Below are 21818 nucleotides of genomic sequence, written 5' to 3'. Positions count from 1 at the left end.
TCCCTTGATTTTTATTTTAGATTTATGCAGATTTGGGAAAAATCTCTAGGGTTTTATTTGGTTTGCAGAATGAACTACAGATTATTTTCACCCTAAGATCATGATTTCAAAATCAAATAGTAACTCAACGGCTAATTGAGGGTTGAAATTTAAACGCAAAGGGGCACAAAGGGAAGCGTAGAGGTACGCAGAGAATTAATGAAAGTTGTAATCCGCTAAATAAGGTCAAGAGATTGTAACCAATGACAAATGACAATTGTACAGACAAGGGTTCATCGCGTCTCTGAGCAATCACTTTTTATTTGCTGCTATTTTTTGTTCTTTTTCTTGCATTTCTAAGAGTTCTGGAACAGTGACAAAGCTGTAGCCTTCTTTGCGGAAGTTTTCAATTATAGTTGGTAAAGCCGCCACTGTTTGGGAACGATTACCACCACCATCATGCAAGAGTACAATTCCCCCAGGTTTAGCGGTTCTAAAGACATTATTGACTAAGTTTGGCACAGAGGGGCGCGAATAATCTTTAGAGTCAGAAGACCACATGATAATAGCGTATTTGCTATTTCTGGCGTAAGCCGCTACACCATTGCGCATATTGCCTCCTGGTGGGCGAAATAAGTTAGTTTTCACCCCTGTAAGTTGATAAATTAAGCTAGTGGTATTCTCAATTTCATAAGCCGCAGTTTGGGGATTCATGTGATGATACCAGTGATGCCAAGTATGGTTGGCGATCGTGTGACCCTCAGCTACTACTCGCTTTGTTAAATCGGGAAAATTTTTGACGTTCTGTCCAACGACAAAAAATGTCCCCTTGATATCATTCTTTTTTAAGATATCTAGTACTTGTGCAGTGCTTTCCGGCCAAGGGCCATCATCAAAAGTCAGCGCAATCACTTTCTTATCTGGACTGAGTTTCGCTGATTCAATGGTTGCACCGAGAAAACTTTGTGGTACAGCATAAGCAAACCCTTTAGCTGAGGCTTGTTGTTGCCAAATTGTCAGCATTGTGCTTCTTAAACCTTCAATCCTTGCTTGAGTCCCAGCTTTAGCAGATGTAGCGATTTCATTTATACTCTGCTGACTCTGTGCTTCTGAGGTATTTGGTTTAACAAGCAACATCAAGCCCAGACTAAAACTACTAACTAAAGCAACCAGCGCAATTAATAGTCCTTGCGGCCAAAAAAACGACTTATGATTTTCCACTTCATAGCTCCTTCAAGGGTCAAACCTTCAAACACGTACATGGCAGTACGTTACCAGATATCTTTTTACACAATTAGATACAGTAATAATTACTGCTATTCTTGAAATTTTTAATCAAGATTAACAGAAATTTCGTGATTAGTCATATATGTAAAAAATTACAATGAAATCCAGGTTCTCTAGTTTCCAGAAAACCGATACATACACGATATTAGGTAATTATGTCAACTCATAAATACCTAAGGCTTTGAACTTGCATTCATCATAATTAGTCAGCACAATTAGTCAACAGTAAAACTAGGTGATTTACTGCAATTTATGCAAATTATGTTAATAACAGAACTAAATTGTCCGAGACCTCTTGCTTATTAGTTGATAAATTAGGAAACCATTGACCTATACTGAACTTAGGCAGATTAATTCCTGAAGTTTTGGCAAATCTATCAGCTAACTAATTAGCTTGTTTAGAAATATCTAAGCAAAAGCATTGTACTAATTATTCAGTTTTGTTAGACGACTAGGTATATTGTACTGTTGACAGTTGATTTTTCTTTTTTAAGAAAAAGTTAAATTTTCAACTAGTAGACTATTAACCTTATCTTCCATAGAGTAGAGAGACTATATTTACTAAGATATAGTTTCCCATCGATCAAGCTAATTGAGTAGTTAATTTAGATACTCTTTAGTGGTTGACCAACCAAAATGTCATTGGTATTTGATTTCTCAGGGTGAAAATAATACCTTAACACTACTTAAATTATTAAGCCATGATTTAGTTGGTGCCAATAGCAAACAATTATTAGAGCTACCCAAATCACACTAATTATTTATTACCATAAACAATATTCATTAGTCAGCATTTATTTTAATAAATACAATACTTTTTTAACCGCATATTTACTTAGATATAATTTTAAAGTTGGCTGCTATTATAGCATGTTTTGATAAAAATCAATATAAATTCTATGGCAACTGAAAAATAGCAGATTAAACTCTTGATTGGTACTGATGTTAATTTTACAAAGTTCAAAGAGCTATACGGTGTAAAGATTTTGTTGTTTGAACATAGATGAGTAAGTTAAGTAACTGCTGTACTTGAAACTTCTGCATCCGAATCAAAGTAGCGATCGCTAAATGTAAAAAGTTTAATATAGCACTCAGTATTATGCTGACATATATGGCAATCTTATCTGAGTTGTGAAAATATTTTCTTATTGAACCGCCAAGTACGCCAAGTACGCCAAGGGTAAGAGGAAAAACTGAGAGTTTGTAAATCTTACCAATGATTTAGGATGGCTATAGAGAGCAACTTTTAGTCAACTGCATCAACTATAGGAATCCGCTTTGATTCCTGAAATTATTTGCGTAGGGAGGGAACAGGGAAGGGGGAACGGGGAACAGGGAAGAAGAAATAAAAGTGTACTTACTTTTTTTCAAAAATCAAATATGAGTCCTATAGGCAAGTTGCGTAATAAGATTAACTCTATGAACAACATCCAGAGAATTCATCTACACTCCAATATGATATTGTCAGTTGCAATCATAAAATATCATCTTTTTAGGTTTTAAACTTAACTGATATAAATAAACTATGAATTATTCAATTACTCGGTTTAAAAAAGATTATTTAATACTATTTTTAATCTGGTTAACTGGGTTAATTATAGATAGATTATGGTTTTTTCTAGATGAATCCATTCCATCTTACGATCAAAGCGCCCATTTAACCACAGCATTACATCATTATCGAATTTTTCAGAATATCCACATTTTCTCAGGTGATTGGTGGTTATCTCTGTGGAAGCTCACGCCAAGTTATCGCGCTCCTTTTGTCTATATTTGTACAGTACCGTTTTTTTTCTTATTTGGTAAAGGTTACGATCAAGCGAGTTTAGTTAATTTAATATATAGCGCTGTAATTATAATTACAGTCTATCATTTAGCTAATTATTTATTTAAAAGTTCAAAAATAGGTATCACCGCGAGTTTATTTTGCTTATTATTTCCCATTTTGGGAATTATGCGGACTGATTATTTATTAGATTATGGTTTAACGGCAATTGTTACCCTTACTTTCACTATCTTAACGATTTGGCAAGATTATACTCGTGGTGTTAAATCTTGGCTATTAACCCTAGCTTTGGGATTGGGTATTGGGTTAATCATGCTAGCAAAACCGACAGGGTTTATTTTTCTGTTAATTCCTGCTGTTTTGTTATTAATTAGCTTTATCCGCCAGCATAAATACATTAAGTTGCTGCAAACTGGGTTATCTGTAATTACAGCTTGGTTAATTTGTGGCTCTTGGTATAGTTTAAATTGGTTAACGATTATTACCTCTGCAATCAATGCGAATAATGTTGGTAAAAATGAGGGAGATCCACCAGTGACTACGCTTGCTGGTTGGTTAGTTTATCCGCAAATGTTACCGGAAACTGTTGGTTTTCCAATATTATTTGTGAGTATGGGGATTTTATTAGTTTATGTAATTAAATATAAATTTGCGCATCAGGAAGCTAAAGAGCCAAGAATTACATCAGGTATAAATTGGTTAATCATTTACTTATTAAGTAGCTATATTATTTGTTCTCTGGGGACAAATAAAGATGTGCGATTTATTTTACCTTTATTTCCCATCATCAGCTTAATTTTAGCTTATTGGTTTAACTTAATAGATAATAAACATTTTGATAAAGTCAGATTAATAGCGATTGGGTTAAGTGGGATAATTTTACTTAATAATTTATTTCCTTTACCGCTCATTCAAGCATGGGGAGGAAAACATTTACCCAGTGATGAAGGTAAAAAATATCCTCTAGCGCAGTTAATCGATAAGATTAATCAAACTAATCCATATCTCAGATCAACTTTAGGGGTAATTCCTGTATCTACATCCCAAGTTAATGAATTTACTTTAGATTATTTTGGTACCTTAGCCGATTTTCGCGTCTATGGTAGGAAAGTGACGATGAAATTATCGCAAGTAGAACAAGATTTAAAATACTTTCCTTGGTATGTCACTAAAGATAATGAACCAGATGAACCAGGAGAACGGGGAGAGACGAAACGCAAATTTAAAGCTTTAGTAGAATCCGATCCTGATTTAAAATTACAGGCTGATTGGGTATTACCAAGTGGAGATAAATTAAGATTATATAAAAGAGTAAATCCTGATGTAGTCGTTGAGAAAGTAAATAATGTTAATTCGGAAATTAATTTAAAGCCAGTAATCAGTAATAATCAGTTAGTAGTCGGACAAAATAACCCAGTTAGTTATCAAATAACTGGTGAATGGGATGATTTGCAACATGGCTTATTACTCTTAAAATGGCAGCATGACAAATCATCTTGGTATCACGATCGCGCTATTGGCTTGGGTAATTTATATTGTGGCGTTAAATGTCATCCCCAAGGAAGTTTTCAGGTAACTGAGAATATCTCTACATTCATTCCTCAAGGATTAGCATTAGGAGAATATCAACTTTCTGCACAGTATTTAGATAGAAGAACTGGTAAAGTGACACCTTTAAATATTCCGCCAACTACTGTAAATGTTACAAATAAAGGAAAAATCGATAAAGCACCGGCTTTAGATTTAGTTTCTCAGATGTCACAAATAGCATTAGAATTACAAAAGGGGAAACTAGATAATATCTTTGTGCAGATAGATAACTTCAATCAATACGATCCTACGCAAGATTATTTAAATCAAATTGAATTAGCTGCTAATTATCGCCTAAAAAATGAACCAAGTAACCTCAATTGGCGCTATACTTTAGTGTTGGCAGAACTTTTACAGCGGAAAGTTCCAGAATTAATTGAAAATTTGACAGAATTAACTAAATATGATGCAAAAAATCCCTATGTGTGGCTGTATTTAGCTTTTGTTTATTTATATGATTTTCAACCAAGACAAGCAGAACCCAAATTAGCGATCGCAGAAAAATTAAACCCCAATATTCCGGAACTAAAAACTTTAAAAACAGTAACAAATATTATGAAATTTTTACCAATAATTCATTTTTAAATATGCGCCCATTCACAGATAAAGAATGGTTAATCAGCTTGCTAGTGGCTTCTCTAGTTTTGTGGCTGATATTTTTAGGTAATCTACCCTTAAGAGATTGGGATGAAGGTACTTATGCAATCGTCGCTAGAGAAATTTACCGCAATGGTAATTGGTTGTATAACACACTTAATGGAGAAGCATTTTTATTAAAACCACCTTTGATGCAGTGGTTAATTGCACTTTGTTACCACATTGGCGGAATACAAGAATTTACCACTCGCTTTCCTGGGGCTATATTAACAGCTTTGGGAGTACCTTTGCTTTATTTAGTAGGGCGTTTGGTGTTTCGACAAAGCCTACCAGCTTTACTTGCAGCTTTAGTTTATCTGACAATGTTGCCAGTGGTGCGTCATGGCAGATTAGCAATGTTAGATGGGATGACGATTTCATTTTTTCTTCTATTATTATTTTGTCTATTCAAGGCGCGTCATAATCAAAAGTATGCTTTAGGGATAGGTTTTTGTTTAGGGCTAATTACTCTGACTAAGGGCTTATTAGTTTTAGTTTTAGGAGGAATTGCGGGATTATTTATTTTAGTAAATAGGCAATTTAGTTTATTTAAAAACCCTTACTTATGGTTGGGAATGTTATTAGGAAATGCGCCTGCGATCGCGTGGTATTATCTCCAATGGCAACATTACGGCGATTTCTTCTTAAAAGTGCATTTTCAAGCCCAAGCTTTAGATAGACTAGGACAAGCTGTAGAAGGTAATACTGGCCCTGTTTGGTACTATTTAATTGAAATAATTAAATATGGCTTTCCATGGCTATTATTCTTACCCGGAGGTTTATATTTAAGTTGGCAAAAACGTCAGACTACTTGGGGTAGTTTAATTCTCATCGGGACAATTGTTTATTTAGGCATTATTTCTGTGATGCGAACTAAACTACCTTGGTATGTGATGCCTATATATCCCTTTTTAGCTTTAGCAATTGGAGCGAAATTAAGCAATATTTGGCAACAGCAAGCTAAATTTAAAAGTAAATTTTTAACTGTATTCTTTGCATTTCTCTCGGTTGTCGGCTTGGGAGGCTGCGTTTACTTTATAATTGCTGAACCCCAGCCAACATTAATTGTTATGAGTATTGTTTTGGCAATTAGTATGGGTGTAAACTCATGGCTAATTCAACAGCGTAACCGCCAGTTTATTCCAGTTTTATTGTCTGGAATGTATTTAGTTTTAGCACTGTTTGTAAGTTCCCAATCTTGGGTTTGGGAGTTAAACGAAGCTTTTCCAGTTAAGCCAGTAGGTGCATTAATTCGGGCTAATGTACCAGCAGGAACACAAATTTATACTTCTTTTGCTTATAATCGCCCCAGCTTAGATTTTTATAGCGATTGCAAGGTGACTGCTGCAAATTTACAAGTTTTGCAACAAATGGTAGATAAAAAATCTTACGTGTTGTTGGATAAAGAAACTTTACCGAAAATCAAGCTTACTAATAGTAAAATTGTAGGAGAATCTCAAGGATTTACACTAGTTTCTCCATAAATAGATTTATCAATGTATAATGCAGAACTTCCAGGCAACTTAGCTGACTTTGGGGAATTACTGCGTAGAGTTTTGTCTGGAACAGATTAAGCTTTTTGAGACTAATTAAACCTTATTGAAGGAAGGATAGGGGATTTTTTTACAAACAAATACACATCATCTTTTTGATATTGCAATTGAAATTCTGACTTTGTTTGCAATTGATTAACTAAATTTTGATAATCTGTAGCGCTTACAGCCCAGCCTGGGTGACGCAGATTCAGTAAAATATAATGGAACTTATCTAAATCTTGAGGATTATATTTAAAACTAATTAACTTTCGATGAGTTAAATGGGGGGTAATGATATCTGTAGTAAATACGCTATCTTGAGTTTTGACAAGAGCGATCGCATCTTTTGTAGCTTGCCAATTATCCAAATTTTTGAGATATTTGGATGTAAAGAAACCAAACTTACCTAAAACTAAAAATCCCATTAAAGACCATAATATAATGACGCGGTTTTGCTTAATCCAGGCTTTACCGTTGGTGAGGGTGGCAATTACAGCTAAAATTAAAAATGGTAGTGCTGGTAAAGAGTAATGCAGCACCAGATTTTTTTGTGATATGTGATTGGCAAGAATATTCAATCCTATACAGGGAATTGCGCCTATTAGGGGTAGGATAGATTCTGAACTTAAACCCCATAATACAGGGGCGAATAAAAAAAATAAATATTCTAGATTAATAGATGAAAAGATATTATTAATAATCACTCCTGGCTGGGATAGGAAAATTTGCACCATCTCCGCAAAGGAGTTTCCTAAATAGGAATAGCGGTAAAGATGGCGGTTGAGTAATGCTGCTTCTGTGCCAAAAACGGGGATAATAAAGTTATTCGCAATTATAAACCAAGCTGTACCGCTAAAAAGCGCGATCGCACCATAAAAACGTTTCTGTTCAAACCAAAGTAGCCAAATTCCCATCGCTACTACAGTTAAGGATAATACAGCTTTACAACCCAACACTAAAATAATACTGAAAATCAACCAAGCTGTTTTTCTACTTCTTGCTGCTAACACTGCTGTTAAAAGTGCAGGTACAGCAATCACATCTGGATGAAAATCACACAAATTACTGTTATAAATTACCGGGTAGAGGAGATATACACCTACCATAACTAATGCTTGGCTTTTTTTTAAACCTGCTTGTATTGCTAGCAAATATGTAGGTAAACCACCTAAAGCCAAAGCAAAAGATTGGACTGCAAATAGCCAATAAACGCTAGGATAAATTTTGTATAATAACGCCAAGGGATACAAAATCCAAGCAGCATGATCGGCTAAAGCATGAAAACCGATAATTGAAGAAATTGGCGTTTCTCCCTGACTAATTAAGTAAATTCCTTGATCGAAAAATGCTAAATCTCCCGATGAATTGAATAATTCATGTCTCAGGCTGCTAGAGATAAATAAAATGCAGGTGCTAATCCCAATAATTGCACCGAGAATATAAGATTTTTGGAAAACTTTTTCCACTATTATTAATGTTGTTAAGAATTTTTAGCTTTTAATTTTGGAAAGATTGTATCACAATTTTGAACAATAAACCAAAGCGTGAAACCTAAAGGTATCGAAAAGATTTGGATATATATATGAGTTCCCAAATAGCTAAAAAATGAAGCCATTTGCACTGAGATTGCTACCCAACGATATTGAGGAAAGTAAAAAGCAAAAATAATTGATAAGATATCAGCCGGATAGAAATATCTTTCATGCATTTTCGGGAGGATATATGGCATAAACAACACAGAGATTGTCGCCAAATGTATCAGCCTATCTTGAGTAATTTCTAGCCGACTTTTATACACACGATATGCTAAAAATAGCATTGCCGCTACAGTTAAACTTAACCCAATAGGCACAACAATATTATAGAAATTATTCGGAATCCATTGATAAAGGTTAGGAGAGTTTTTCGCTAATTCTTTATATTTATTCGCTTGATTAAAGTAAACTAGAAGTAATTCTGTAATTGGTCTACCAGCAAACCAAGCTGGCAGCATGAAAATTACATATACTAAGGGAATTATCGGTAATAAATACCAAGATATTCTCTTTTTTACCACCATGATTAATAATAAAGGTGAGAGAAACATTGCTTGGAATTTAAAAGAAATTGCCACACCAAAACTGACTAGGGCGGGTATTTGTTTATAAATAGATAAAAAATAAATACAGGCTATCAATCCAGTTGTATAAATAACATCACATTGACCCCACAAAGCACTATTATAAATAACAGTCGGACTTAAGATAATTGCCAAAAATGCTAGTATTGGCATATTACCTGTAGGGTATTTTAATTTGATAATTTTGTAAGTAAAAAAGGCGCATAAAAAATCAACAGACATAGCGAAAAGCTTGATTGCCAGAATTTTTGGCAAGCCAAAAAGCAGGGTAGCTGCAATCAAAATCCAGTAGAGATAGGGGGGTGTATAGTCAGCAAAACCATGTTTTAAAGCGCTAAAACCACCATTAGAGGTGATAAAATCATACCAAGGATCTAAAAAATATTTATAATCAACTGATTTATTGGGAACACAAATCCAACGGATGAATATAGCAAATATCACACCTGCAATTAAATATTTGGTAACTGGATAATTGAACCAAGATTTGATTGATTTTAATAATGTTTTTTCGGAAGTTTTCGCCATAAATGTCAATCAGTTATCCAGAAATTAATAAAGCTGTTGCTCCACAGGCTGATAATTTGGATAGCATAGCAAAATATCTAAAGCTATGCTCAAAGGCACAATACCATAAACTAGACCATTAATTGAGATCAATCTAGAGCGATCGCCCAATTCACAATTTTGTCTCAACTTAGGGTGACGCAAGCAGGATAACATTTTTGTATACAGCAGCAAATGAATAGCAAACTCAAGTTAAACACGCTCTTATGTAGCATTCTGATTTTACTTGCCTTACTGCTGCGCGTTGGCTGCGCGTTGGCTTTTCCCAATATTTTTTGGGCGGATGAAATATTCCAGACTCAAGAACCCGCACACCGCCTCGCTTTTGGTCATGGGATAATTACCTGGGAATTTAGAGATGGTATCAGATCGTGGATATTTCCTGCCCTGTTAGCAGCGATTATGCGCCTGACTGCTTGGCTGGGAGATGGTTCGACAGGTTATGTAACTGGCGTAAATATTTGTTTGTCTGTGCTGTCGTTAACGACGATAGTTGTTGCTTTTCTTTGGGGACATCGCACAGGGGGTTTATTAACGGCTGTCATCACGGCGGGTATTTGCAGCGTTTGGTATGAATTTGTCTACTTTGCACCCAAGGCTTTTAATGAGGTAGTAGCCACTCATCTTTTTCTCCCAGGCGTTTACCTTGGCGTTCATGGAAAGTGGTTTCAGCCTCGGACTCGTCTATTTTTAGCAGGTTGTTTGTGTGGGTGCGCTTTAGGTTTACGAATTCAATTACTACCTGCTGTAGCTGTTGCATTGTTATATATTTGTTGGCGCAAAGATTGGCAAGAAAGAACTATTACTATGATGGCTGGTATTATCGGCCCCTTACTAATTTTTGGGCTGGTGGATGCATTTACTTGGTCTTACCCTTTTCAATCTTTTTGGAAACATTTTTGGATTAATATTATTGAAAAAAGAAGTCATATTTATGGGGTTTCTCCTTGGTATGAATATTTTGTATTCATGTTGAAAAGCTGGTCTTTTTTTATTGTACCGATCGCACTTTTAGCAATTATCGGTAGTTTTCAGAGTCCTATTTTGGCATGGTTAGCGATCGCAGTTATCTTAATTCACAGTCTCCCAGCCCATAAAGAATACCGTTTTATTTATACCGCCTTGCCCCTAATCTTAATGTTAGCTGGCTTAGGAACCTCACAGGTAGTCAAATTCTGGCTGTTAAAATGGCGATCGCATCAGGCAAAATTCGTAGCAGTATCGTTATGTTTAATACTTTGGGCTTCCACTTCTGCGGTATTGGCTGGCAGATTTAACCTTTATACAGAATTAAGCTGGCAAATGCTGTGGAATAATCGGGGATGGACGCACTGGAATGCGGAATCTGGTAATTTGCAAGCTTTACAAAAATTAAGTCAGGAAAAAACAGTTTGTGGTGTCGGTCTTTGGGGTATTCATTGGGCATTATCTGGCGGCTATACCTACCTACATCAAGATGTGCCAATGTTTTTGATGGAAAAAACCAAGGAATTTGAGACGCAGAAACAAAACTTTAATTATCTGGTTGCTAATATCCCCATTCAGCAACCAGGCTATTCATCGCAGCATTGCTGGGGAAATACTTGTATTTATCAGCGAGAAGGTGATTGTCAGCCAGTCAGAAGCGATCGCATTAACCAAGTGATTCAACAAACTGGAGGATAGGGAATCAACCTAATCCTATTTAATATAGGAACAAAAAGGACAAGGGAGACAGGGAGGACAAGGGGGACAAGGAAGATAGAGAAATGCGATCGCTAGTTTCTCAAATTTGCTTTGTTGAAGGATACCTCAGCAATTTATCGAAAAACTGGGTCTAAAACTCCGTCCTTATAGGACGGCTTTAAGTGGTAAAATAATGCCAACAGGAAGGGTAATTAACCTGTCTAAAAACCCAATTGCTGCTTAAATCGCAGACGCTGTACCTTGACAACTAAATCTTGCTGGTTCTACTTCGTAGTTCTAGTATCACCTGGAAGTAGGTAAAAGATTTACAGGTACTAGATGTTCAGTATTTCAAACAAACAAATTTTGGAGCAATCCAACTATGGTCGGGCAGACCAAAAGTTAACGCTTGGGGAGAGAACCACCTCTGGGATAGGTAACGCAAGGAATCTATTCTAAGTGGACTCGTTGAACCAAGAATCCTCGCCCTTTTAGGGCGCTGGAGTGTCAAAGTGAGAGTTGTCTGTAAATATTAAACAATTGTGAAAGCGATTACTCTTGTTGGTTCCACCGGCTCTATTGGTACTCAGACTTTAGATATTGTCTCTCAGTACCCGGATCAATTTCGGATTGTTGGATTAGCAGCAGGAAGCAATGTAGAAATGTTGGCTGCTCAAATTCGCCAATTTAGACCGCAAATAGCAGCTATATGTGTAGAAGATAAATTGTCAGCGCTGCAAGAAGCAATCAAAGACCTCGATCCCCAACCAATTCTTCTGGCTGGTGAAGCGGGAGTGATTGAAGTTGCACGTTATGGTGAAGCGGAAACCGTTGTTACGGGAATCGTTGGTTGTGCGGGATTACTCCCCACTATCGCTGCTATTGAAGCTGGTAAAGATATTGCTTTAGCAAATAAAGAAACTCTCATTGCTGGGGGGCCTGTAGTTTTACCTTTAGTAGAAAAACATGGCGTTAAATTATTACCAGCCGATTCCGAACATTCCGCAATTTTTCAATGTCTCCAAGGTGTACCTAAAGGCGGATTAAGAAAGATATTGTTAACTGCTTCTGGGGGTGCGTTCCGAGATTGGGAAGTAGAAAGATTAGCAGAAGTTACTGTTGCAGATGCGCTGAAACATCCTAATTGGTCGATGGGGCGTAAAATTACTGTAGATTCTGCAACTTTAATGAATAAGGGTTTGGAAGTAATTGAAGCGCATTTTCTTTTTGGTATGGATTATGACAAAATTGAGATTGTTATCCATCCCCAAAGTATTATTCATTCCTTAATTGAATTGCAAGATACTTCAGTTTTAGCTCAACTCGGCTGGCCGGATATGCGCTTACCTTTGTTGTATGCTTTATCTTGGCCCGATCGCATTTACACCGACTGGGAACGCTTAGATTTAGTTAAAGCTGGTAATTTAACCTTCCGCGAACCAGACCATAAGAAATATCCTTGTATGCAACTAGCTTATGCAGCAGGTCGCGCTGGCGGTTCCATGCCTGCTGTATTAAATGCTGCTAACGAGCAAGCTGTGGCTTTATTTTTAGAAGAAAAAATTCGCTTTTTAGATATTCCCCGTTGTATTGAATGGGTATGCGATCGCCATCAAAATGATAATTTACAAAATCCCTCTTTAGATGACATTTTGACAGCCGATAAATGGGCAAGACAAGAAGTTTTAAAAGCAACTGAAAATCTCGCCAGTTCTGCAAAAGTAATTTCCTTGAGATAGTTAAATAAACCCAACAAATATTGGCTTTTGTTGGGTTTTACTTTAGCAGGAGGACAAGGGAGACAAGGATGACAAACGACAATTGTACAGACGCGATTCATCGCGTCTCTAACTATTGACCTTTTTGCAAAACTTCCTGAAGCATCGGCGCAAGGTCTTTATTTAATCGACCAGATTTGACAAATTCTGCATAAGTGTCTGCCTCAATGGCAAAAAGTTCTTCGCGGAACTGTTCCAATGTAAAGTCTTGCAGATTTGGATACTCTTTTTGTAACTTGTCTATTTCTGTTTGCAAATTGGCTATTTCACCTTTAATTAATGCCTCTTGATAACGGTAAAATTCGAGATTGATACCAGGACGGCTATCTGTATTTAAGTGTTGTAGCACTCGCTCTAAAGCTACATGACGAGCAGTCAATTCTAAATAGCGATCGCGTAAAGGAGCATCGCCTAAAAGATTCAACTTTTGCAACAAAGGTTTAATCGTTAATCCTTGAACTAACAAAGTAAATAAAACCACACCAAATACTGTAGCAATGATTGTTTCCCGTTCTGGTAATATTGTCGGTACGCTTAACGCTAAGGCAATAGAAACCGAACCGCGCAATCCACCCCACCACAAAATAGTTTGATCGGGTAAACAAATTTCTGAATTAGTTAACTTAGTACTTAAATTACTAAGTAAATAAATCGCAATGAAACGCATAAAAATCATCGCTGCCACTGTGATAGCAATGATGTGCAAATTTTCTGCTAAACCTGTAAAGTGAATTTGGTCGCCAATCAATAAAAAGACGATTGAGTTGACAAAAAAAGCTAAAAATTCCCAGAATTCAGAAACTATAATTCTGGTGCGGGGATTCATCCCAATTCGAGAACCAAAGTTACCTAAAATCAAGCCTGTGGTAACAACTCCAATTACTCCCGAACCACCCAAATCTTCTGTAATTAAGTAAGTAGCGTAGGCGGAAACTAAGGTGAGAGACTGTTCTACCATTGGTAAATCAAAGCGTTGGGTGAGGTAGGAAATGCCAAACCCAATTAAACCTCCTACCGCTACACCAATACCAACAACTGAAAATAATTGCAGCAAAATTGGCTGGAATCCTAATTGAGCATTTCCTAAAGGTAAGGCGACTAAAACACCAAAGGCAACTACTGCCATACCATCATTAAATAAGCTTTCACCTTCCATCAAAGTCACAAGTCGGCTACTCACACCTAATTCTCGAAATAAAGCAGTTACAGAAACCGGATCGGTAGCTGATAAACTTGCGCCAATAAGCAAAGCAGTAGTTAATGATAGTCCAGCAAATTGATTTAGACCTATTGCTACCCCGAAGATAGAAATAACTACTCCCAACACCGCATATAAACAAATTGGTAGGAAATCTCGCTTCAAATCCAACCATTTTAAATTCCATGCGGCTTCAAATAACAAAGGTGGTAAAAAAATTAAGAGAATTAATTCTGGAGACAGATTGACTAAGCGGATATCCACAAATGCCAAACCTAATCCAACAATTACGAGGAGTAAAGTATAAGGAATATGGCGAAACCAACTAAATATTTGTGGTAAGGTTGCTACCCCTAAAGAGACTGATAGTACTAAAAGAAATTGCTTTATATTAGCCGCAATGACTTCTTCCGCAATTGCTGGTTCAAGCATCATAAAGAGAATCCTGGTAATGTCTTTTACTTACTCTGCATCTGACTATTTCTAGATGACATCAGCCAAATATAGGATTTTAAATAATCAATAGGTCAAAATTAAGTCAAAATTCACAAATCAAGGAGGATGGTCTTGGGTAATAACATTCGAGACCGCTTTAAAAATTTCCGTCGCCAAGGTTCTCAACCAGAGCAAATCCAACAAATACAAACAGATTTGCTAGCGGAATCGACCTTAGACCCATCCTACATAACTTTAATTGTGGGTTCCTGCGCGATCGCCACTTTTGGTTTATTGTCTAACAGTACTGCCGTAATTATCGGTGCCATGATTATTGCACCTCTGATGTTACCTATCCGGGGGTTAGCCTATGGCGCTTTGGAAGGTAATGTAATTCTGTTCCGCAAAGGTGTGATTGCTGTAGTAGTAGGAACACTTATAGCTGTAGTCATGGCTTATACTCTGGGTTTACTCGTTGCCATACCCAGCTACGGTAGTGAAGTGCTAGCCCGTTCCGAACCGACACTTTTAGATTTGGGAATTGCCGTGGCAGCAGGTGGTATTAGTGGCTACGCTAAAATTCAGCCAAAAATTTCTGGTAGTGTGGCAGGAACTGCGATCGCAGTAGCGCTCATGCCTCCCATCTGTGTGATTGGTTTAGGCTTGGCACAAGGAAACTGGTCATTAAGTATCGGGGCGACTCTGCTTTATTTAACTAACTTACTCGGCATTACCCTATCCTGTATGCTGACATTCTTGGTTGCAGGATACACATCTTTATCACGGGCACGCCGCCCCCTACTTTGGACATTAGCTTTAACCGCAGTTTTGCTCATTCCTTTAGGTGTCAGTTTTGCTCGATTGGTGCGACAAGGGCAATTAGAAATGAGCTTACGCCGAGCATTATTAAATCGAACCGTCACCTTTCAACGCTTACGCTTAATCAACAGTAATACTAACTGGCTAGCCAATCCGCCAGAAGTCCGCTTAATTGTCCGCGCCCAGGAACCAGTCACGCCCCGACAAGTGCAGTTATTAGAAAACTTTATTGAGCGAGAAATGGGACAACGCTTCACCTTAATTTTTGAAGTCGGTCAAGTAGAAGAAGTTCGTTCTAATAGTCAGAGACGCGATTAATCGCGTCTGTACAATTGTCATTTGTCCTCCTTGTCCTCCTTGCCCAATGCCCATTCTCTAAACTTCCTGCTCAATTCTGTAATTCTGCTCTGTATATTGTGCCATCAGCTTTTTAACTTGAGCGACTACAAGGGGGTGTTTATCTTTTTGCAGTTGAGGTAGGAGTTGAATGATAAAACGGTGTGACACTACACTCAGATATGCGATCGCGGCTTCTCTGACAAAACCTGTGGGATGGCGCAAAGCAATCATAATTTCTGGGATTGTCAAGCGAATTTGGCTGACTTTGGCAAAATGAAAACAGCAAGCTAAACACCAATCAGAGAGAAAATTCGAGATCATCAATAACTGTCGCAGGCGATCGCTAATTGATAATTGTTGATATTCAACTAATCCTGAAGCTGTCAACAGATAAAGTTTTTCTTCATAGGATCGCCGATCTAAAATATTCAGCAACAAAGATTTACAGGAAAGATTCACTGTATGGTCGAGAATTTCCAAACCTCGCGCTAAGTTGATATTTGAATCAGAGCGAATATTAAAAGCTGCGGCTTGCATTTTATCTGGAGAATACAATAACTTTAGCAACAGTAATAATCTTTCTTTAACATCCATTTCTAACTCTAATAGGGCGCGTTGTAGTAAATCAAAAACTTCTTTTGCTTGCTGGTTATTGATAGTTTGCAGTAAGGTAAAGTCGATGTATGCTGCATAAATACTGCCTAAAAATTTGAGTTCTTCCTTAATTAAATTTTCTACTCTACTTTCATAAAATTTATCCTCTAAGCTTTTAATTTCTGGTTGTTTATGTATTTTTAATAAGCTGCGCAGAATATGAATTCTGCTAGAACCCCAAGATTGTTCTAAGTTTTGCCATAAACAATCCACAGCTTCCGAAGTACCTATTTGGGCAATGGTACGCCAAGCATATACACGTACTAGTTCAGGTTTGTAAATATTGGTAGCTAGATCCAACAGCATTTCTATGGCTTCATTTTCTAGCTGTACTAAAGCACGCATTGCTGTGTTGCGGGTGGATTTATAGTAAAGTGCCCCTAAGAGTGCCGCATAGTATTCTTCTAACTTAGTAGCTGCGATCATGTCCAAGACAGCACAACGTACTCGTAAAGACTCATCTTGCAATAAATTTGGGATATGAACCCGTAAGGCTTGTAAATAAACTGCTTCTCTTAAAGCTTTAACTCCATTCACCCGTTCTCGTTCGTTTTTATGCGTGAGCATTCGCCGCATAGCTTTAGTCGCCGCAACTTTTTGCATTGGCGTTCCTTGACGTAGAAGTAAGGCGGCTGCGGTGGCACGGATGAGTGAATGTTGTCGCGGGTGGAGATACTCTTCTAATAAGCTTAAATTGGGATGTGGTTCGGCTAGCCAAACGTAGCGCAAAGCCAAAGCAAACACCTCTGGCGTCACATTATCTTCAGACTGTTCTAATAAAGGACGAACATAGGGTAAATAAATCGGTTGCGCCTCAGCCATGAGCATAACTTCTAAGCTTTGGCATTGTAAGTCTGGTGGTAATTTTACTAGTAAGGGTGCTAAAACTTCTACCGCGCCATGCAAATCAATTTGCGCTAAAAGTTCAATACAAGAACGTTTATCTGCTAAACTACCCTTTTCGCCTAAAGCCTTAACTACTCCTTGTTGAAATACTCGTAAACCCACATTTGCAGCACTAAGTTCACCCCTGTCTGCACTGAACACTAATAAATCAACATAGCGCGATCGCAGTAACATTACTACTCTTAAACAAATAGCAGCTACTATGACCGTTTCAACGATAAATACCCACTTTCTTAAATCTTCTGGGACATAGCGATCGCAAAAGATTAAAGTCACAAAAATTACTACTCCGGCTAAACCTGTGGCGATCGCTTCGGCTGTTCCCCCCGATAATATTTGTGTGCGATTGCGAATTCTTTCGGGAATTGGTTGGTAAAGTGCCGGGCCGCTACTCATAATAAAGGTGTAGCGCAAAAGTTCATCGCAGAATTTGAGAATTACTAACCCCCAGAAAAAGTTGGGTAATTCCACACCAGTAATGACATTGAAAAAGGTGATTCCGGCGGGAATTAAACAACCTACAGTAATTGGTAACAGTGCAGCTGCAAAAAATACACCTAAGCGTTCAATGAGGCGGCTAGAAATAAACCACTGTGTCATTAATTCACACAGTCCAACGATCCCGCCAAATAATCCCAAAAAGCTAGCTAAGTCTTTTTCACCAAAATTAGATTTCAACTCGCGCAGATATTGAAAGTCTATCAGCAAGCCAATCACTTGCAAAAGACCAACAAAGCCAAATAGCAGCCAGATATAACGTCTGAGTGGTACTTCTAGGCGGCGGTGTCTAGCGGTTGCTTCTTGAAAATTGAGCTTTTGTGGCGCATCGGGAAAGGCTTCGCGATAGTGATGACTCAGGTAAAAGAGAATTCCTGTACCAAAAATAATCAATACACAAGCAATAATGATGACTTTATTCAGCTTGGCGAATGCTAATAGCCAAGGTAAACTAAAGCCACTGATCACATCAGCTACTAATAAACCGCTACTCACCAGTGGATAGGTGCGCTTAATCTCACGAATATTAAATAATTGATTAGCTACGATTGAGGTATTGAGATCGTTGACTACATATAGTGCGTCTACCCACAGCCGCATTAAAAAGACAAGAATAATTGTCCAGTAAGAAATTTGTATTCCCGAATGCAAGAATACTAATATGAGTAATGGCGTCACCATACAAGGTGCGATCGCCACAATTACCCAACGCAAGGGAAAAATCTTTTGTAACCCGGAGTATAAAAAAACCAATCCAAAACCCAGGGCGGCACTAGCCATATACACCAAAGGTAGGGGATTAGCGCCATATTCATCTAAAAATAACGCTACTGTACTGTCTTCTGCCCATCGTAATCCTACAGATACGATTGTATAAAAAACAAACATTAGCCATGTCCGTTCAGTCTCCTCAGGTCGAAGATTCAACCAATGTAGCAGCCGAGACGGAATGCCTTTATTTGCAGTTAACCAGGTATGTTTTAGTTCCATTCAGCTTTTTTCTGGTATTTTTACTGTGCATAGGGAATTGGGAATTGGGAATTGGGAATTGGGAATTTTTTCTCTAGCCCCTAGTCCCTAGCCTCTAGCCCCTAGCCCCTAAACAAAAGTCACAGAACTTACCTAGAAATGGCAAAAGTCCTGAACAACTGAGTATTATTTTTCCCTCTCAGCGTTCAGGACTATCATGTTTTCAGAAATTCCGCCGACTTGGATATCGGCTTTAAGTCTTCAATTGAGGTTTACAATTCTGGCAGCGAATAAGGAACATTACTTTTTCGGAGAAATCAGCATCATCATGTTCCTTCCTTCTTTTTTCGGTGCTTGCTGCACCTCACCAAATGGCTCTAAATCAGTCGCCATTCGCTTGAGTAAATCTTCTGCTAAGTCACTGTGCTGAATTTCCCGACCCCGGAACATCACAGTAGCCTTAACTTTATCCCCATCTTTGAGAAAGCGTTCTGCTTGCTTGACGCGCACATTATAGTCGTGTTCTTCTATTTTGTAGCGCATCTTCACTTCCTTGACATCAGCTGTGTGCTGCTTCTTCCGGGCTTCCCGCGCCTTCTTCTCTTGTTCAAACTTGTACTTCCCGTAGTCCATAATCCGGCAAACTGGCGGATCGGCTTTATCACTTAGCAGCACTAAATCTAACTCTTTTTCTTCAGCTAGCTGAAGTGCTTCGTGCGGGGGCATAATTCCCAATTGAGCACCATCAGTATCAATGACGCGAATTTTCGGGAAGCGAATACGTTCGTTAATTTGGGGCAGATCGCGAGTTCTTTTTTTCTCAATCACAGGCATTATGATTCGTGGGAGCTCTTTGTTAAGAATTTGGCTTGGTTTTGATTGGCTGAGTTTTTGATTGATTTGCCTCAGGATAAAGTACTAAAATAGCTGAGGACTTAAAAATGAGCCTTACAGTTATAGCTTAACTAATCCATAAGGTGGTTGTGATTTAGTCTGTATTTGTCATTCTACTCAGTCTGAGAGAATTTCTCGAAAATTGTTAATCTAAATTACACAACCTAGAGAAGCATTAAGTATTGTATCAATCAGTTAACAACTAATTGACATTTAGTTTTACAACTATATTTCCAGAATAGCAATATTACAGATAAAATACCTGGTTACCAATAAAATGTAATATTTTATACAAAAATTTACAATTGTCATTGGTCAATAGTCAATAGTCAATAGTCATTGGTTATTAGTCTCCCTTCCCTTCCCTTCCCTTATCCATCTGCGTAGGTTGGGTTGAGGCTCTGCGAAACCCAACATTTCCAGGGGTTTGTTGGGTTTACACAAGGTAAGCCCAACCTTATATCTTAGAAGAAGTGGTAGACCGTATTGGCTTTTAAGATGGAAATGAAGAGGATTTCCAGATTCAAAAACGGGAGGCATTTGTGACAGCTGGGATAAACTGGCAACAGAGGGTTGGTAATCAGAGAGACTGGATTTGGCGAGGTTGGCAAACCCGCTATACTTATATCCGCTCTGCCCAAAATCAACAAAAGACTGTACCTTTAATTTTGTTGCATGGCTTTGGTGCTTCTATTGGTCATTGGCGACACAATTTAGAAGTATTGGCAGAACACCACACAGTCTATGCTCTAGATATGCTGGGTTTTGGCGCGTCGGAAAAAGCCGCAGCAAACTACAGCGTAGAATTGTGGGTAGAACAGGTATATGACTTTTGGAAAGCTTTTATTCGTCAACCAGTCATATTAATTGGTAATTCTAATGGTTCACTCATATCTTTAGCTGCTGCCGCCACTCATCCGGATATGGTGCAAGGTATAGTCATGATGAGCTTGCCTGACCCTACATTAGAGCAAGAAGCAATCCCTGTTGCAATGCGACCGATTTTAATGCCAATTATTACCACAATTAAAAAGATAGTCGCTTCCCCAATGGTGCTAAAACCTGTGTTTAATTTTGTGCGTCAGCCCAATGTATTACGCCGTTGGGCTAGTCTCGCCTATGCCAATCCAGAAGCGATTACCGATGAATTAATAGATATTTTAGCCGGGCCGCCACAAGATAGAGGTTCTGCTCGTGCTTTTAGCGCCTTATTTAGAGCGGCTATGGGTGTGAACTTTAGCCCTAGTGTCAAGACTATGTTGCCAAATTTAACAATTCCCATGCTTTTGATTTGGGGACAAAAAGACCGATTTGTGCCGCCAATACTTGCTAATCAATTTGCCAAATACAATGAGAAATTGCAAGTACTTAACTTAGAAAATGTGGGTCATTGTCCCCATGATGAAAGTCCAGAGGAAGTAAACCAGGCTATTTTAAATTGGATTAATCAATGTCTTGAAGCTAGTGAAAAGCTTGTGACTTTGCCTAATCAGTAATTCTGCTGTAGTTAGAACTTAAGTTTTGATATCAAGCCCATAGTACAACAAGGCCTAAATAAAGCTACCATTTCAAACAGTCACAAGCTTTGATTTATTAAGCTTTTGACTTTGGGACTTCCAAATAAAAAAATATACAACTATTTATTGTGGGGTGGGCGTCTCGCCCGCCCATAGTCAAAGGCGGGCAAGATGCCCACCCCACAAGATTGGATAATTTATTTCTTGGAAGTCCCTTTTGACTTTTGACTTCCGCATAGCGGTACTAGCCTATCGTTACTTGGTTTGTTTCCACACCTGTAGCACCATTAACTGAACGGGCGACAGAAACCATGCGAGTGAGAATTTCTTGGCTGGGGACTTTACCTTTTAGTACTACAGTTCCGCCTGTTTGAGCAACCCACAGAGTATTAATATCATCTAGTTGGGCATCTTGATCAAAAGCTAACGCTACTCGCTTGGCTAAACCACTTTGATCGTATTCTCCGTTTAATCCTAAACGTTCTGGGGGAATAGATTGGGTAGCAGTAGAACCAGCAGTAGTTTCCGGTGCAAAGGTTGCATTAGAACCTTGTGGTACAGCTTGGGGAGTGGGGTTTACTTCTGCGTTTTGTGGTTTTTCTAATCCAAATAATCTTTTGAGCCAACCCATAAAATTTTGTCTCCTA

Annotated in this window: 13 protein-coding genes; 6 read left to right on the top strand and 7 right to left on the bottom strand. The window is 38.0% G+C overall.

Annotated elements, in window-relative coordinates; all coding sequences use genetic code 11:
• Positions 1–291: 291 nt before the first annotated feature.
• Positions 292–1200 (bottom strand): polysaccharide deacetylase family protein, encoded by a 909-nt coding sequence (locus tag AACW45_RS33935; protein WP_190630216.1) that lies wholly within the window; start codon positions 1198–1200, stop codon positions 292–294.
• Positions 1201–2791: 1591 nt separating this feature from the next.
• Between AACW45_RS33935 and AACW45_RS33930 the strand changes: the two genes are divergently transcribed.
• Together AACW45_RS33930 and AACW45_RS33925 are read left to right on the top strand one after the other, a co-directional pair.
• Positions 2792–5227, top strand: a complete 2436-nt coding sequence (locus tag AACW45_RS33930) for a hypothetical protein (protein WP_190630214.1) — start codon at positions 2792–2794, stop codon at positions 5225–5227.
• A gap of 2 nt (positions 5228–5229) precedes the next feature.
• Entirely contained in the window at positions 5230–6762 is a 1533-nt protein-coding gene (locus AACW45_RS33925; protein ID WP_190630212.1) for an ArnT family glycosyltransferase, read from the top strand.
• A gap of 101 nt (positions 6763–6863) precedes the next feature.
• On the opposite strand, the gene AACW45_RS33920 is transcribed toward AACW45_RS33925, so the two are convergent.
• Together AACW45_RS33920 and AACW45_RS33915 are read right to left on the bottom strand one after the other, a co-directional pair.
• On the bottom strand, positions 6864–8279 hold the full coding sequence (locus tag AACW45_RS33920; RefSeq protein WP_373461996.1) for a DUF2079 domain-containing protein: 1416 nt from the start codon (positions 8277–8279) through the stop codon (positions 6864–6866).
• A gap of 14 nt (positions 8280–8293) precedes the next feature.
• The gene (locus AACW45_RS33915; RefSeq protein WP_190630210.1) at positions 8294–9460 is read right to left on the bottom strand and encodes a hypothetical protein; all 1167 of its coding nucleotides are present in this window, start codon (positions 9458–9460) and stop codon (positions 8294–8296) included.
• Positions 9461–9673: 213 nt separating this feature from the next.
• On the opposite strand from AACW45_RS33915, the gene AACW45_RS33910 reads away from it, so the two are divergent.
• On the top strand, positions 9674–11164 hold the full coding sequence (locus tag AACW45_RS33910; RefSeq protein WP_190630208.1) for a mannosyltransferase: 1491 nt from the start codon (positions 9674–9676) through the stop codon (positions 11162–11164).
• 542 nt (positions 11165–11706) lie between these two features.
• The gene (dxr, locus tag AACW45_RS33905) at positions 11707–12903 is read left to right on the top strand and encodes a 1-deoxy-D-xylulose-5-phosphate reductoisomerase (protein WP_190630206.1); all 1197 of its coding nucleotides are present in this window, start codon (positions 11707–11709) and stop codon (positions 12901–12903) included.
• A 112-nt stretch (positions 12904–13015) separates the two neighbouring features.
• On the opposite strand, the gene AACW45_RS33900 is transcribed toward dxr, so the two are convergent.
• Positions 13016–14575: a cation:proton antiporter gene (locus AACW45_RS33900; protein WP_190630204.1), complete on the bottom strand. Its 1560-nt coding sequence runs from the start codon at positions 14573–14575 to the stop codon at positions 13016–13018.
• 126 nt (positions 14576–14701) lie between these two features.
• On the opposite strand from AACW45_RS33900, the gene AACW45_RS33895 reads away from it, so the two are divergent.
• On the top strand, positions 14702–15712 hold the full coding sequence (locus AACW45_RS33895; protein ID WP_373461995.1) for a DUF389 domain-containing protein: 1011 nt from the start codon (positions 14702–14704) through the stop codon (positions 15710–15712).
• A 57-nt stretch (positions 15713–15769) separates the two neighbouring features.
• Here the strand turns inward: AACW45_RS33895 and AACW45_RS33890 are convergent, their stop codons facing one another.
• Together AACW45_RS33890 and infC are read right to left on the bottom strand one after the other, a co-directional pair.
• Positions 15770–18781, bottom strand: a complete 3012-nt coding sequence (locus AACW45_RS33890; protein WP_190630200.1) for an MFS transporter — start codon at positions 18779–18781, stop codon at positions 15770–15772.
• Between the two features lie 279 nt (positions 18782–19060).
• On the bottom strand, positions 19061–19594 hold the full coding sequence (infC, locus tag AACW45_RS33885; protein WP_096645637.1) for a translation initiation factor IF-3: 534 nt from the start codon (positions 19592–19594) through the stop codon (positions 19061–19063).
• A 602-nt stretch (positions 19595–20196) separates the two neighbouring features.
• On the opposite strand from infC, the gene AACW45_RS33880 reads away from it, so the two are divergent.
• Positions 20197–21150 (top strand): alpha/beta fold hydrolase, encoded by a 954-nt coding sequence (locus tag AACW45_RS33880; RefSeq protein ID WP_190630198.1) that lies wholly within the window; start codon positions 20197–20199, stop codon positions 21148–21150.
• A gap of 265 nt (positions 21151–21415) precedes the next feature.
• Here AACW45_RS33880 and AACW45_RS33875 read toward each other — a convergent pair whose 3' ends face one another.
• Positions 21416–21802, bottom strand: coding sequence for a BON domain-containing protein (locus AACW45_RS33875; RefSeq protein ID WP_096645639.1), 387 nt, complete (start codon positions 21800–21802; stop codon positions 21416–21418).
• Positions 21803–21818 lie beyond the last annotated feature (16 nt).

This window comes from Calothrix sp. FACHB-168, assembly GCF_963889195.1.
GTDB lineage: Bacteria > Cyanobacteriota > Cyanobacteriia > Cyanobacteriales > Nostocaceae > Aulosira > Aulosira anomala_A.
The sequence above is the reverse complement of the archived record's forward strand: the minus strand, read 5'-3'. Positions and strand labels throughout refer to the sequence as shown.